This is a genomic window from Zoogloea sp., assembly GCF_030157465.1.
Classification (GTDB): domain Bacteria; phylum Pseudomonadota; class Gammaproteobacteria; order Burkholderiales; family Rhodocyclaceae; genus Zoogloea.
Genome location: NZ_JAOAUU010000102.1, coordinates 1 through 13,645, shown reverse-complemented (window position 1 = coordinate 13,645; position 13,645 = coordinate 1). Strand labels below are relative to the sequence as shown.

Genomic DNA, 13,645 nt, shown 5'->3' with positions numbered 1-13,645 from the left:
AATTACCTCTTCTTCGTTACGCTCAACCGAGCTTTTCCAGCCCGGCCGGCGGCCAGTTTTCAAGTTTCATGCCCAGCGTCAAACCGCGCGAGGCAAGGACTTCCTTGATCTCGTTAAGCGACTTCCGGCCCAGATTGGGCGTCTTGAGCAGTTCGGTTTCGGTGCGCTGGATCAGATCACCGATGTAATAGATGTTCTCGGCCTTCAGACAATTCGCCGAGCGAACTGTAAGTTCGAGATCATCAACCGGACGGAGCAAAATCGGATCAATTGCCGGAGCCTTCGGAGCTTCAACAGCCGTGGGCGTACCTTCCAGATCTGCGAAAACAGACAATTGATCCATCAGCACGCGCGCGGCAAAGCGCACAGCCTCCTCCGGATCAACAGCGCCGTTCGTCTCGATATCGAGAACAAGACGATCCAAATCAGTACGCTGCTCGACACGAGCGCTCTCGACGGAGTAACTCACCCGACGGACGGGGCTGAACGAAGCATCCAGCACAATACGACCGATGGACTTCGTTTCGCCAGCTGCAGGACGCTGATTGCCAGGCACGTAGCCACGGCCCTGTTCGACCTTGATCTGCAGATCCAGCTTGCCACCAGGAGCAAGATGAGCCAGTACATGATCAGGATTGATCACCTCAACATCATGAGACACTTCAATGTCCGCAGCCGTAACGACACCCTCACCGGACTTCACCAGAGAAAGCGTCGCTTCCGTACGGCCGTGCAACTTGAGAACGACACCCTTCAGGTTCAGCAGCAGGTCGACTACGTCTTCCCGCACACCATCCAGCGTCGAGTACTCATGCAGTACGCCCTCGATCGACACCTCGGTCGGTGCGTAGCCCGGCAACGAGGACAGCAGAATTCGACGGAGCGCATTCCCAAGCGTATGACCGAATCCGCGTTCAAACGGCTCCATCGTCACACGAGCGTGCACCGGCGAAACGTTCTGCACCTCAATGATGCGCGGTTTCAGCAGAGCATTACTTTGCATCGACAATCCTTCTATAGAGTCGCGCCATAGGCGCGACCACCATTAACGCGAATACAGTTCGACAACCAGACCTTCGTTCAGGGTCGCAGGCAACTCCGCGCGCTGCGGATAAGCCTTGAAGACGCCTTTGCCGGCCTTGATATCGACTTCCAGCCACTCCGGGTAACCACGGGATTCGGCAGCCTCAAGAGCAGCCTTCACGCGCAACTGGTTACGAGCCAGATCGGTCAGCTGGATCTGATCGCCCGGGCGAACCGTGTAAGACGGGATGTTAACCCGCTTGCCGTTCACCAGCACGCCATTGTGGCGCACGACCTGACGGGCTTCGGCGCGTGAAGCACCAAAACCCATGCGGTAAGCTACCGCATCAAGACGACCTTCGAGCAGCTGAAGAAGGTTCTCACCGGTCTGCCCTTTACGACGATCGGCCTCGGCATACGTCTTGCGGAACTGACGTTCCAGCACGCCATAAAGACGACGGATCTTCTGCTTCTCGCGAAGCTGGACGCCGTAGCCAGACAAGCGCTGGCCAGACTTCTGGCCGTGCTGACCAGGAGCGTATGAACGACGCTCAATCGCGCACTTGTCGGTAAAGCACTTTTCGCCCTTAAGGAAGAGCTTTTCACCCTCGCGACGGCACTGGCGGCACTTGGGGTCAAGATTACGAGCCACTGTTTAACTCCTTGTCAGATACGACGCTTCTTCGGCGGGCGGCAGCCGTTGTGCGGAATCGGCGTGATATCAGTGATCGTAGTGATCTTGATACCCAGCGCATTCAGCGCACGAACGCTGGACTCACGGCCGGGGCCGGGGCCCTTCACGCGAACTTCCAGATTCTTGATTCCGCACTCGATAGCGACCTTGCCAGCCGCTTCAGCGGCAACCTGGGCAGCAAACGGGGTGCTCTTACGCGAACCCTTGAAGCCGGCGCCACCAGAGGTAGCCCACGACAGCGCGTTACCCTGGCGATCGGTGATCGTGATGATCGTGTTATTGAAAGAAGCGTGAACGTGGGCGATACCCTCGGCCACGTTCTTCTTGATCTTCTTGCGAACCTTCGCAGCAGTCTTTGCCATGTCTTATCCCTGATTACTTCTTGCCGGCGATCGCCTTGCGCGGCCCCTTGCGGGTACGGGCATTGGTACGCGTGCGCTGGCCACGAAGGGGCAGACCACGACGATGGCGTACCCCGCGATAGCACCCCAGGTCCATGAGGCGTTTGATACACATCGTCACTTCACGGCGCAGATCACCTTCTACAGTGAACTTTGCGACTTCGTCGCGAAGGCGTTCCATGTCGGACTCTGTGAGGTCCTTGATCTTGGCAGATCGACCAACACCGGCCGCATCACAGATCAGTTGTGCGCGAGTGCGTCCGATACCGAAAATCGCAGTCAAAGCGATCTCGGTGTGCTTGTGGTTGGGAATGTTTACCCCTGCAATGCGGGCCATGCGTTCACCCCAAAATGCTAAACATTAAATTATAAAGAATGCGGGTGACCGCATCAACCCTGACGCTGCTTGTGTCGCGGATCCGTACAGATCACGCGAACGACACCTTTGCGACGGACAATCTTGCAGTTTCTGCAAAGCCGCTTGACCGATGCTTGAACTCTCATTTCTAGCTCCTAACTACTTTTCTGTTATTTCGCTCGGAAAACGATCCGGGCCCTGCTCAAATCATACGGCCCACGCTGCACCGTACCCTACCCCCGTAGGCAAGGGGCTTAAAGCCTACCTAAGCTTTTTCGGGGATGTGGCCGAGTACAACGTGACCACTTTCTAGCTATGCCCTGAAGGTTGCGCAGAGGGAGGACCTGAAAAACCCTCAACCTGCATTTGAACCCAACCTTCCTTCGCCATGACCTTACTTGAGCGAGGCCCGCGAACCCTTGAAGTTCGCCTTCTTCAGAAGGCTTTCGTACTGGTGGGACATGACATAGGCCTGAACCTGGGACATGAAATCCATCGTCACCACCACGATGATCAGCAAGGATGTCCCGCCGAAGTAAAACGGCACATTCCACTTCAGGATCAGAAACTCGGGCAGCAGGCAGACCAAGGTGATATAGACAGCACCAGCCAACGTCAGCCGCATGAGGATCTTGTCGATGTAACGAGCCGTCTGCTCACCAGGCCGGATTCCCGGAACAAAGGCACCGCTTTTCTTCAGATTGTCGGCAGTTTCCTTCGAATTGAAGACCAACGCCGTGTAGAAGAAACAAAAAAACACGATAGCCGCTGCATAGAGAATCACATAGATAGGCTGACCGGGAGCAAGTGTGGACCCCAAATCCTTGAGCCAAGTCATGCTTTCCGACGATCCGAACCACTGAGCCAGGGTCGCGGGAAACAAAATTATGCTCGACGCAAAAATCGGAGGAATAACACCAGCCATGTTCAACTTCAACGGCAAGTGTGAACTCTGACCACCATAGATTTTGTTGCCTACTTGTCGCTTGGCGTAGTTCACCAAAATCTTTCGCTGGCCGCGTTCTACAAACACGACGACACCCGTCACGACTACCACAAGCACACAAATAACGAGGGCAGTAAAGGGATGCATCGCGCCAGTACGCACAAGCTCGAACAACCCACCAAGCGAGTTCGGCAATCCAGCAGCGATACCAGCGAAAATGATGATGGAAATGCCGTTACCAAGACCGCGCTCTGTAATCTGCTCGCCAAGCCACATCAGGAACATTGTCCCTGTCACCAGCGTCGACACCGTAACAAAACGGAACATCATGCCGGGATCGAGAACCAAGCCCTGCTGAGACTCAAGAGCAACCGCAATGCCCAAGCCCTGAAAAAGTGCAAGTGCCAGCGTCCCGTAACGCGTGTACTGAGTGATCTTGCGACGCCCTGCCTCGCCTTCCTTCTTGATAGCCTCGAGCTGCGGCGAAGCAACTGTCAGCAACTGCATGATGATCGATGCCGAAATGTACGGCATGATCCCTAGCGCGAAGATAGTGAAACGAGAAAGAGCACCGCCAGAAAACAAGTTGAACACCCCGAGGATGCCACCCTTTTGGCTCTTGAACAGATCCGCCAATGCTATCGGATCGATACCGGGCACCGGAATGTGCGCACCGATCCGATAAACGATCAGTGCGCCAAGCAAGAACATCAAGCGGCGCTTGAGATCCCCGAACTTTCCTGGCGCCGCAAGCGCGGACGGTTGATTAGCCACGTTACGCCTTACTCAGCAGACTCGACAGTACCACCGACAGCTTCGATAGCCGCCTTGGCACCCTTCGTCACACCGACACCGCGCAGGTTAACCTTACGGGCGATTGCGCCCGAAAGAACAACCTTAGCAGCCAACGCGTCGGCAGCAACAATGCCTGCTTGCTGGAGAACGAGCAAATCAACATCATCCACCGGCAGAGCCTCAAGCTCCGAAAGACGAACTTCAGCGATACGCGCACGCGTCAGGGAAACAAAACCACGCTTCGGCAGACGACGCTGCATGGGCATCTGACCGCCCTCGAAACCGACTTTGTGGAATCCACCGGTACGGGACTTTTGGCCCTTATGGCCTCGGCCAGCAGTCTTACCAAGACCGCTACCGATTCCACGACCCACTCGTTTAGCAGCGTGCTTTGCGCCCGCTGCAGGTTTGATGGCATTCAGGCGCATTTAAGCCTCACACTTAACGAGGTAAGCGACCTTGGTAATCATGCCGCGTACTGCAGGAGTGTCCTGCAGTTCCACCGTGTGGTGGAGTCGGCGAAGTCCAAGACCGCGAACGGTTGCACGATGGGATTGCTTCGTACCGATAACGCTCTTGACAAGCGTAACCTTCAATTTCTTATCGGACATGACTTACCCCTGAATCTCTTCAACAGTCTTGCCGCGCTTGGCAGCAATAACCGAAGGAGCGTTGGTGGCCATAAGCCCGTTCAGCGTCGCACGGACGACGTTGTACGGATTCGTCGAACCAATGGACTTCGCGATAATATCGGTAACGCCCATAACTTCGAAAACGGCACGCATTGCACCGCCAGCGATGATCCCGGTACCCGTCGGAGCCGGCTGCATGAGAACAAAAGATGCTCCGTGCTTGCCGGTCACCGAATGATGCAAGGTGCCGTTCTTCAGTGAAACCTTGTTCATTTTGCGACGAGCTTCTTCCATCGCCTTCTGAACGGCAACTGGTACTTCACGGGACTTGCCCTTGCCCATACCAATGCCGCCGTCACCATCACCAACCACCGTAAGAGCTGCAAAACCGAGGATCCGGCCGCCCTTCACAACTTTGGTTACGCGATTGATGGAAACCATCTTTTCGCGCAGGCCATCATCGCGCTCATCCGAGGCCTGCACTTTCTTAGTTTGCTGCTTAGCCATGCTAAACCTCGCTTAGAACTTCAATCCGCCTTCGCGGGCGGCTTCGGCAAGCGCTTTGACGCGGCCGTGATACTGGAAACCGGACCGATCAAAAGCGACCGCCTCGATACCCGCCGCCTTGGCGCGCTCTGCAATCAGCTTACCGACCAGCTCGGCGGCCGCCTTGTTGCCCCCGTTCGAAACCTGGGACCGAACTTCGGCCTCCACGGTAGAAGCGGCAGCCAAAACCTTGGAACCACAACCTGCGATAACTTGCGCATAGATGTGGCTGTTCGAACGGAACACGGACAGACGGACTGCCTTCATTTCCGCAATCTTGGCACGGGTTTTCCGTGACCGGCGCAAACGCGTTTCCTTCTTGGTGATCATGATCCGCCCTTACTTCTTCTTGGTTTCTTTCAAGACAACCACTTCATCTGCATAGCGGACACCCTTGCCCTTATAGGGCTCCGGAGCTCGATAGGCGCGGACTTCAGCAGCAACCTTGCCGACAGCTTGCTTGTCGACACCCTTGATAACAATTTCGGTCTGGGTGGGCGTTTCCACCTTCACGCCGGCCGGCATTTGATGCACGACAGGGTGGGAGAAGCCCAGCGTCAGGTTCAACTTGTCACCTTGAGCCTGAGCACGATAACCAACGCCCACCAGGTTCAGCTTTCGCTCAAAACCCTTCGAAACGCCGGTAACCATGTTATTGACAAGGGCACGCATTGTCCCGGACATGGCTTTGCTATTAACAGCACCTTCAATTGCCGTACATTGAACACCGGCTTCGCCGCGCTCAACTTTCACAGACGGATGCAGAGCCTGTGCAAGAGAACCAAGAGGCCCCTTGACGATAATTTGCGACGCATCAATGCTGACATCAACGCCTGCAGGCAAAACAACCGGATTCTTGGCTACACGGGACATATCAACTCTCCCTTAAGCCACGATGCAGAGCACTTCGCCGCCAGCACTGGCAGCGCGCGCAGCGCGGTCGGTCATCACACCCTTGGGCGTCGAAACAATTGCCACACCCAAGCCGTTCATTACACGAGGCAGATCATCGCAGCCCTTGTACACACGAAGACCAGGACGGCTAACGCGCTCAATGCGCTCGATAACCGGACGGCCTGCATAGTACTTCAGCGACAGCCCAAGCTCAGGCTTACCATCGTTTTGATTGACAGCGAAGTCATCAATATAACCTTCGCTCTTCAGAACCTTTGCAATCGCCACCTTCAGCTTAGAGGAGGGCATCGCGACAGAGCTCTTTTGCGCCTGCTGCGCGTTACGAATCCGCGTCAGCATATCGGCGATCGGATCAGACATGCTCATCTTCGACCCCTTACCAGCTTGCCTTGGTCATGCCAGGAACTTCACCGCGGAAGGCAACTTCGCGCAGCTTGTTACGGCACAGACCGAATTTACGGAAAACACCACGCGGACGACCGGTTTGCTCGCAGCGATTACGCTGACGGCTCGGACTCGCGTTACGCGGCAATTGCTGCAGCTTAAGACGTGCAGCCATACGCTCCTCGTCCGACAGCTTGGCGTTGTTGATCTGCTCGAACAGAGCCGCGCGCTTTGCTGCGAATTTCGCAACAGTCTTTGCACGCTTCTCTTCGCGATTGATCAGGGACAGTTTCGCCATAAAACCCTCAGTTCTTAAAAGGGAACTTGAACGCAGCGAGCAGTGCGCGCGCCTCGTCGTCCGACTTCGCAGTCGTAGTGATGCTGATATTCATCCCGCGCAGAGCATCGATTTTGTCGTACTCGATTTCCGGGAAAATAATCTGCTCCTTGACGCCCAGGTTGTAATTACCCCGGCCATCAAAACCCTTACCAGCAATACCGCGGAAGTCGCGAATACGCGGCATGGCAATAGTCACCAAGCGATCCAGAAACTCGTACATACGCGGTCCGCGAAGCGTAACCATGCAACCGATCGGATAGCCATCACGAATCTTGAAGCCAGCGATCGACTTCTTGGCTTTGGTCGTGACCGGCTTCTGACCCGCAACCTTCTGCAGATCACCGACGGCGTAGTCGAGCACTTTCTTGTCACCCACAGCTTCACCAACACCCATGTTCAGGGTGATTTTGGTGATCCGCGGTACTTGCATGACCGATTTGTAACCGAACTTTTGAAGAAGCTCCGGCGAAATGGTCTCTTTATAGAATTCTTGCAGGCGCGCCATGACTATCCCTTACGCATCCACTACTTCGCCACTGGACTTGAAGACGCGCACCTTGCGACCATCCTCAAGCACTTTGAAGCCCACGCGACCGGGCTTCTGCGTAGCTGCATTAAACACTGCCACGTTAGAAGCCTGAATCGGCATTTCCTTTTCGATAATGCCGCCAACCTGGCCCTTCATCGGGTTCGGACGGACGTGCTTCTTAACGCGGTTAATGCCTTCAACAACAACGAAGTCAGCATCAGCTCGCAGCACGGTACCGCGCTTACCCTTATCCTTGCCCGTAAGGACGGCAACTTCGTCGCCTTTGCGAATCTTATTCACAACTACTCCTTAAAGAACTTCGGGCGCCAGGGATACGATCTTCATGAACTTCTCGGTGCGCAACTCACGCGTCACCGGCCCGAAGATGCGCGTACCGATCGGCTCGCCCTTGTTATTAAGCAGGACCGCCGCATTGCGATCAAACTTGATCAGCGAGCCATCCGGTCGACGCACACCCTTGGCGGTACGAACCACCACGGCGCTATACACGTCACCTTTTTTGACACGACCGCGAGGGGCCGCATCTTTGATACTCACCTTGATGATGTCACCCACCCCGGCGTAGCGACGCTTGGAGCCGCCCAACACCTTGATGCACATCACATAACGTGCGCCGGTATTATCGGCCACGTCCAGCATCGTTTGCATTTGGATCATTTAAACTCTCCAACTTGACACACTAAGCGTGGCCAGTCTTGGATCCCGTTCGGGTTGATTGGACTTGCACAGGAACCGTGCAAGAGCAAAGACGGCAATAATAATGGCTTGCCAATCACTTGGCAAGCCATTTATACAACAAAACTACTTAAACAGCCACAACCTGCTCAAGAACCTTCGTGACACGCCAGGTTTTGGTCTTGGAGATCGGACGACACTCTTCGATTTCGACGAGATCACCTTCCTTCGCAACACCAGCCTGAACATCAGCGTGGTACTTCGCAGTGCGTGTGATCACCTTGCCATACAGCGGGTGCTTCACACGACGCTCGACCAGCACCGTAACAGTGTTGGTCATCTTGTCACTCACAACGCGGCCAACTTCAACGCGCTTGTTCTTCTTTGCCTGATCGTTCATTTCGCACCCACCTTCTCGCGAAGAATGGTCCTCACACGAGCAATATCCTTACGAACTTTGCCGAGTTGCGAAGTATTGCTCAACTGCTGCGTCGCGATCTGCATGCGAAGGCTGAACTGTGCCTTCAGAAGCTCAAGCAGTTCTGCATTCAGTTGGCCGGCATCTTTCGCCCGCAATTCCGAAGCTTTCATGTTTTACCCCACCATCCGGACAACGAAGACGGTCTCGATCGGCAGCTTGGCGGCAGCCAGGCGAAACGCCTCGCGAGCCAGCGCTTCATCAACACCATCCATCTCGTAAAGAACTTTGCCCGGCTGGATCTCAGCCACCCAGTACTCAGGGCTACCCTTACCGTTACCCATACGCACTTCCGCCGGCTTTTGCGAGATAGGCTTGTCCGGGAAAACGCGAATCCAAATACGACCACCACGCTTGATGTGGCGAGTCATCGCACGACGAGCAGACTCGATCTGACGAGCAGTAAGACGACCACGCCCAACCGCCTTCAGACCGTACTCGCCAAAGCTTACCTTGGCGCCGCGGGTGGCGAGACCCTTATTGCGGCCCTTCTGCTCCTTACGATACTTCCTTCTCGACGGCTGCAGCATCATTCACTCCTGCTTCTTTCTTGATCCGTTTTGCGCCATCAGCCTGCTCGCCGCCAGTACGGCGTGCGGGCCGCTTGGCACCCGGCTTGTTGTCGGCACCCTCATTGCGACGACGACCGCGACGGTTGTCGCCTTCGTTATCCGTCGCTGCGGGCTGCTCGTTACGAGCAAGCGCCTCACCCTTGTACACCCACACCTTGATGCCGATAACACCATAGGTGGTATGCGCCTCAGAAACACCATAATCGATGTCTGCACGCAAGGTGTGCAAAGGCACTCGCCCTTCGCGATACCATTCTGTACGGGCAATCTCAGCACCGTTCAGACGCCCGGAACTCATGATCTTGATACCCTGCGCACCAAGGCGCATTGCATTCTGCATGGCACGCTTCATCGCACGACGGAACATGATCCGCTTGACGAGCTGCTGAGAAATGGAGTCTGCGATCAACTGCGCATCAGTCTCGGGCTTGCGAACTTCTTCGATATTCACATGAACCGGAACGCCCATGATGCTTTGGAGTTCGGCCTTCAGCTTTTCGATGTCCTCACCCTTCTTGCCGATAACAACACCCGGACGGGCGCTGAAAACGGTAATCCGGGCGTTTTTAGCAGGGCGTTCGATGACCACACGGCTAACGGACGCGTGGGCAAGCTTTTTCTTCAAATGCGCACGGACCTTCAGGTCCTCATTGAGCATCGTGGCGAAATCGCTACCCGTAGCGAACCAGCGCGAGCCCCAGTTACGCGTTACCGCCAGGCGAAAGCCAGTCGGATGGATTTTCTGTCCCATAGGATCCCCTTACTCTCCGACCGTCACATAAATATGGCAGGTCGGCTTGCTGATGCGATTTCCACGGCCTTTTGCGCGGGCGGTGAAACGCTTCAACGTCGTACCTTGCTCAACGTAGATTGTCTTGACGCGCAGGGCATCAATATCAGCACCATCGTTGTGCTCGGCATTGGCGATAGCTGACTCAACCACCTTCTTGATGATCTTCGCACCCTTCTTGGGGCTGAAGGTCAAGATGTTGAGAGCTTGCTCAACGGTCTTGCCACGAACGAGGTCCGCAACAAGTCGACCCTTTTGTTCCGACAGGCGAACGCCGCGGAGAATGGCTTTAGTTTCCATCGTCATCCTCCTTAGCGCTTGGCCTTCTTGCTCGCCGCGTGACCCTTAAACGTCCGGGTAAGCGCAAATTCGCCGAGCTTGTGACCAACCATATTTTCTGAAACATACACCGGAATGTGCTGACGACCGTTATGAACAGCGATGGTCAAACCAACGAAATCCGGCAGAACTGTAGAGCGTCGCGACCAAGTCTTGATCGGACGCTTGTCATTCGAGCCCCGTGCCGCGTCCACCTTCTTAAGAAGATGAGCGTCGATAAAGGGGCCTTTCTTAATAGAACGTGCCATGTGTTACCTCTTATCGCTTGTGCCGACGCTGAACAATCATGGAGTCGGTACGCTTGACACTACGGGTACGATAACCCTTGGTCGGCTGACCCCACGGGCTGACGGGCACACGGCCCTCACCGGTACGGCCTTCGCCACCACCGTGCGGGTGATCAACCGGGTTCATCGCGGTACCGCGAACGGTCGGTCGAATGCCACGCCAACGATTAGCACCCGCCTTGCCGATCTTGCGCAGGCTATGCTCTTCGTTACCAACCTCACCAACCGTCGCACGGCATTCGATGTGCACGCGACGGATTTCTCCCGAGCGCAAACGAACCTGAGCGTAGATACCCTCTCGAGCCAGCAGCTGAACCGACGTACCAGCCGCACGCGCCAACTGGGCTCCCTTACCGGGAATCATCTCGACACAATGCAGAGTCGTACCAACGGGAATGTTCCGGATCGGCAGCGCATTACCCGCCTTGATCGGAGCTTCCGAACCACTTACAACGGTCTGACCAACAACCAGCCCCTTGGAAGCGATGATATAGCGGCGCTCACCGTCGGCGTAACACAGCAGTGCGATATTTGCCGAGCGATTCGGGTCATACTCCAGGCGCTCAACCTTCGCCACAATACCGTCTTTGTTACGACGAAAATCGACAACACGGTAGTGCTGCTTATGACCACCACCCTTATGCCGCGTGGTGATATGACCGTTATTATTACGGCCAGCAGTTTTCGACTGCTTTTCGACCAACGACGCCACAGGTGCACCCTTGTGCAATCCCGGGCTGACGACCTTAACTACCGCACGGCGACCTGCGGAAGTCGGCTTGACTTTAACGAGTGCCATATTGCTTACTCCCCGGCCGCAAAGTTGATTTCTTGGCCAGGCTTAAGGCACACGTAGGCCTTTTTCCAGCCCTTGCGACGCCCAGTCATCTTGCCAAAGCGTTTTTCCTTGCCCTTGACGTTCGAGACTTGAACAGCCTTCACTTCCACCTTAAAGAGAAGCTCGACTGCAGCCTTTACTTCCGGCTTGGTCGCATCACTAGCAACACGAAAAACAACTTGCTCGTTCTTGTCGGCGATATAAGTCGCCTTCTCAGAGATCTGTGGAGCGAGCAGCACCTGCATCAGACGCTCTTCTTTAAATGCGCTCATTGCCACATTTCCTCCATCTTGGCGACAGCACCCTTAGTGACGAGCACATTAGGGAAACGCACCAGGGAAACCGGATCGGCTTCGCTCACTTCAAGAACGAGCACGTTCGGAAGATTGCGGGACGACAGGTAAAGATTTTCGTCAAAGGAATCAGTGATAACCAGAACAGACTCCAGCCCCATACCCTTCAATTTCTGGGCAAGCAGCTTGGTCTTCGGTGCATCAACGCCAAAACCCTCAACAACGGACAAACGACCATCACGGACAAGCTGGGACATAATCGCAGCAACGCCGGCGCGGTACATCTTCCGGTTAACCTTATGGGAGAAATTCTCATCAGGCCGATTCGGGAAAGCACGACCGCCTCCACGCCAGATCGGGCTCGAACTCATACCCGAGCGAGCACGACCAGTGCCCTTTTGACGCCAGGGCTTGTGGGTCGTATGGGAGACTTCATCGCGCCCCTTCTGGGCACGATTTCCAGAGCGAGCATTGGCCTGATACGCCACGACCACCTGATGAATCAGGGCTTCGTTGTATTCACGACCAAACAGCGCATCGGACGCCTCCAGGGTGGCAGACGCCTGTCCCTGTTCGTTCAACAGCTTCAGTTCCATCTCGCCTCCCGTCAGTTGCCGGCCTTGACAGCAGGACGAACAACAACATCGCCGCCATCATGACCAGGCACACCGCCCTTGATCAACAAAAGGCCGCGCTCTACATCTACGCGAACCACTTCAAGGTTCTGCACCGTGCACTTAGCCGCGCCCAGGTGCCCGGTCATGCGCTTACCCGGAAAAACACGACCGGGATCCTGCGCCATACCAATAGAACCAGGAACATTGTGACTACGGGAGTTACCGTGAGTCTGACGACCAGAAGCGAAATTATGACGCTTGATCGTACCGGCATAACCCTTACCAAGGGAAACACCGCTAACATCAACTTTTTGACCGACCGCAAAGATATCAACGCCAACGACGTCGCCAGCCTTCAGAGAAGACAGGCCCTCGACGTCGACACGAAATTCCCTGAGGACATGACCGGCTTCAACGCCAGCCTTGGCAAGATGACCAGCGGCAGCTTTGTTCACGCGACTAGCGCGACGAACACCGAAGGTCACCTGGACAGCTGAATAGCCGTCCGTTTCAGCCGTTTTGATCTGGGTCACACGGTTATTGGACACATCCAGCACAGTCACCGGAATGGATTGACCATCCTCGGCAAAAATGCGAGTCATGCCCACCTTGCGCCCGACAAGGCCTAGACTCATTTTATTCTCCTTACCCTGGTTGCGATTGACCAGGACCGATTGTCAATACAAACTGCGCCCGAAAGCACAAGGGCCGGATTATATCGGCCCTCGTGCTTAAAGCGCAATAGTTTTGCGTTACTGCAGCTTGATTTCTACGTCGACGCCAGCGGGAAGATCCAGCTTCATCAGCGCATCAACGGTTTTATCAGTCGGATCGACGATGTCCATCAGACGGAGATGGGTACGAATCTCGAACTGATCGCGCGACGTCTTATTCACGTGCGGCGAACGAAGCAAGTCGAAACGCTCGATGCGGGTCGGCAGCGGCACGGGACCACGAACGACAGCACCAGTACGCTTCGCGGTATCAACAATCTCAAGAGCCGACTGATCGATCAGCTTGTAATCAAAAGCCTTGAGACGGATACGGATTTTCTGATTTTGCATGCTTTTTCCCAAAGAGCAGTCGGTGCGGTACACCATGTACCACACCCGAACACATATTACTCGATAACCTTGGCAACGACACCGGCGCCGACGGTACGACCGCCTTCA

At 55.3% G+C, this 13,645-nt stretch carries 27 protein-coding genes; all 27 read right to left on the bottom strand.

The genetic code is table 11. The features are described from left to right. Positions 1-22: 22 nt before the first annotated feature. Positions 23-1,003, bottom strand: a complete 981-nt coding sequence (gene rpoA, locus Q1W26_RS12880) for a DNA-directed RNA polymerase subunit alpha (protein WP_300440726.1) — start codon at positions 1,001-1,003, stop codon at positions 23-25. 42 nt (positions 1,004-1,045) lie between these two features. Further along, positions 1,046-1,675 carry a 30S ribosomal protein S4 gene (rpsD, locus tag Q1W26_RS12875; RefSeq protein ID WP_300440723.1) on the bottom strand — a complete coding sequence of 210 codons (630 nt, stop codon included), beginning with the start codon at positions 1,673-1,675 and terminating at the stop codon, positions 1,046-1,048. Between the two features lie 14 nt (positions 1,676-1,689). Continuing rightward, on the bottom strand, positions 1,690-2,079 hold the full coding sequence (gene rpsK, locus Q1W26_RS12870) for a 30S ribosomal protein S11 (protein ID WP_079432670.1): 390 nt from the start codon (positions 2,077-2,079) through the stop codon (positions 1,690-1,692). A gap of 13 nt (positions 2,080-2,092) precedes the next feature. Beyond that, positions 2,093-2,455 carry a 30S ribosomal protein S13 gene (rpsM, locus tag Q1W26_RS12865; RefSeq protein WP_300440721.1) on the bottom strand — a complete coding sequence of 121 codons (363 nt, stop codon included), beginning with the start codon at positions 2,453-2,455 and terminating at the stop codon, positions 2,093-2,095. A 53-nt stretch (positions 2,456-2,508) separates the two neighbouring features. Next, entirely contained in the window at positions 2,509-2,622 is a 114-nt protein-coding gene (gene rpmJ, locus Q1W26_RS12860) for a 50S ribosomal protein L36 (protein WP_079432668.1), read from the bottom strand. Between the two features lie 248 nt (positions 2,623-2,870). Then, positions 2,871-4,133 carry a preprotein translocase subunit SecY gene (gene secY / locus Q1W26_RS12855; RefSeq protein ID WP_300440732.1) on the bottom strand — a complete coding sequence of 421 codons (1,263 nt, stop codon included), beginning with the start codon at positions 4,131-4,133 and terminating at the stop codon, positions 2,871-2,873. Positions 4,134-4,204: 71 nt separating this feature from the next. Then, positions 4,205-4,645, bottom strand: coding sequence for a 50S ribosomal protein L15 (gene rplO / locus Q1W26_RS12850; protein WP_300440718.1), 441 nt, complete (start codon positions 4,643-4,645; stop codon positions 4,205-4,207). Beyond that, a complete protein-coding gene (gene rpmD / locus Q1W26_RS12845; RefSeq protein ID WP_300440715.1) occupies positions 4,646-4,828 on the bottom strand; it encodes a 50S ribosomal protein L30 in 183 nt (60 codons plus the stop codon). It abuts the gene before it with no gap. A 3-nt stretch (positions 4,829-4,831) separates the two neighbouring features. Then, complete coding sequence (rpsE, locus tag Q1W26_RS12840) at positions 4,832-5,356, bottom strand: 30S ribosomal protein S5 (protein WP_300440711.1); 525 nt, start codon at positions 5,354-5,356, stop codon at positions 4,832-4,834. A 12-nt stretch (positions 5,357-5,368) separates the two neighbouring features. Then, positions 5,369-5,722: a 50S ribosomal protein L18 gene (rplR, locus tag Q1W26_RS12835; RefSeq protein WP_300440729.1), complete on the bottom strand. Its 354-nt coding sequence runs from the start codon at positions 5,720-5,722 to the stop codon at positions 5,369-5,371. 12 nt (positions 5,723-5,734) lie between these two features. After that, complete coding sequence (rplF, locus tag Q1W26_RS12830) at positions 5,735-6,268, bottom strand: 50S ribosomal protein L6 (protein WP_300440708.1); 534 nt, start codon at positions 6,266-6,268, stop codon at positions 5,735-5,737. A 12-nt stretch (positions 6,269-6,280) separates the two neighbouring features. Further along, positions 6,281-6,676, bottom strand: a complete 396-nt coding sequence (gene rpsH, locus Q1W26_RS12825; protein WP_300440705.1) for a 30S ribosomal protein S8 — start codon at positions 6,674-6,676, stop codon at positions 6,281-6,283. Positions 6,677-6,686: 10 nt separating this feature from the next. Further along, positions 6,687-6,992: a 30S ribosomal protein S14 gene (rpsN, locus tag Q1W26_RS12820; RefSeq protein ID WP_300440702.1), complete on the bottom strand. Its 306-nt coding sequence runs from the start codon at positions 6,990-6,992 to the stop codon at positions 6,687-6,689. Positions 6,993-6,999: 7 nt separating this feature from the next. Next, a complete protein-coding gene (gene rplE, locus Q1W26_RS12815) occupies positions 7,000-7,539 on the bottom strand; it encodes a 50S ribosomal protein L5 (RefSeq protein WP_300440699.1) in 540 nt (179 codons plus the stop codon). 9 nt (positions 7,540-7,548) lie between these two features. After that, positions 7,549-7,863, bottom strand: coding sequence for a 50S ribosomal protein L24 (gene rplX, locus Q1W26_RS12810; RefSeq protein ID WP_300440695.1), 315 nt, complete (start codon positions 7,861-7,863; stop codon positions 7,549-7,551). A 9-nt stretch (positions 7,864-7,872) separates the two neighbouring features. Beyond that, positions 7,873-8,241, bottom strand: a complete 369-nt coding sequence (gene rplN, locus Q1W26_RS12805; protein WP_141354256.1) for a 50S ribosomal protein L14 — start codon at positions 8,239-8,241, stop codon at positions 7,873-7,875. A gap of 148 nt (positions 8,242-8,389) precedes the next feature. Next, a complete protein-coding gene (rpsQ, locus tag Q1W26_RS12800; RefSeq protein ID WP_300440692.1) occupies positions 8,390-8,659 on the bottom strand; it encodes a 30S ribosomal protein S17 in 270 nt (89 codons plus the stop codon). Further along, complete coding sequence (gene rpmC, locus Q1W26_RS12795) at positions 8,656-8,850, bottom strand: 50S ribosomal protein L29 (RefSeq protein WP_300440689.1); 195 nt, start codon at positions 8,848-8,850, stop codon at positions 8,656-8,658. Before rpmC ends, rpsQ begins: the two co-directional genes overlap by 4 nt. A 3-nt stretch (positions 8,851-8,853) precedes the next feature. Further along, on the bottom strand, positions 8,854-9,267 hold the full coding sequence (gene rplP, locus Q1W26_RS12790; protein WP_079432654.1) for a 50S ribosomal protein L16: 414 nt from the start codon (positions 9,265-9,267) through the stop codon (positions 8,854-8,856). Further along, the gene (rpsC, locus tag Q1W26_RS12785) at positions 9,236-10,060 is read right to left on the bottom strand and encodes a 30S ribosomal protein S3 (protein ID WP_300440686.1); all 825 of its coding nucleotides are present in this window, start codon (positions 10,058-10,060) and stop codon (positions 9,236-9,238) included. The genes rplP and rpsC overlap by 32 nt, the downstream gene beginning before the upstream one ends. A 9-nt stretch (positions 10,061-10,069) precedes the next feature. Continuing rightward, the gene (rplV, locus tag Q1W26_RS12780) at positions 10,070-10,399 is read right to left on the bottom strand and encodes a 50S ribosomal protein L22 (protein WP_300440683.1); all 330 of its coding nucleotides are present in this window, start codon (positions 10,397-10,399) and stop codon (positions 10,070-10,072) included. Between the two features lie 11 nt (positions 10,400-10,410). Then, the gene (gene rpsS / locus Q1W26_RS12775) at positions 10,411-10,686 is read right to left on the bottom strand and encodes a 30S ribosomal protein S19 (protein ID WP_300440681.1); all 276 of its coding nucleotides are present in this window, start codon (positions 10,684-10,686) and stop codon (positions 10,411-10,413) included. Between the two features lie 10 nt (positions 10,687-10,696). Further along, the gene (gene rplB, locus Q1W26_RS12770; protein WP_300440676.1) at positions 10,697-11,524 is read right to left on the bottom strand and encodes a 50S ribosomal protein L2; all 828 of its coding nucleotides are present in this window, start codon (positions 11,522-11,524) and stop codon (positions 10,697-10,699) included. Positions 11,525-11,529: 5 nt separating this feature from the next. Then, positions 11,530-11,835: a 50S ribosomal protein L23 gene (rplW, locus tag Q1W26_RS12765; protein ID WP_148579676.1), complete on the bottom strand. Its 306-nt coding sequence runs from the start codon at positions 11,833-11,835 to the stop codon at positions 11,530-11,532. Further along, positions 11,832-12,452 (bottom strand): 50S ribosomal protein L4, encoded by a 621-nt coding sequence (gene rplD, locus Q1W26_RS12760; protein ID WP_300440673.1) that lies wholly within the window; start codon positions 12,450-12,452, stop codon positions 11,832-11,834. The genes rplW and rplD overlap by 4 nt, the downstream gene beginning before the upstream one ends. An 11-nt stretch (positions 12,453-12,463) precedes the next feature. Continuing rightward, positions 12,464-13,108 carry a 50S ribosomal protein L3 gene (gene rplC / locus Q1W26_RS12755; protein WP_300440671.1) on the bottom strand — a complete coding sequence of 215 codons (645 nt, stop codon included), beginning with the start codon at positions 13,106-13,108 and terminating at the stop codon, positions 12,464-12,466. Positions 13,109-13,225: 117 nt separating this feature from the next. Continuing rightward, complete coding sequence (rpsJ, locus tag Q1W26_RS12750; protein WP_079432648.1) at positions 13,226-13,537, bottom strand: 30S ribosomal protein S10; 312 nt, start codon at positions 13,535-13,537, stop codon at positions 13,226-13,228. Between the last annotated feature and the right edge of the window lie 108 nt (positions 13,538-13,645).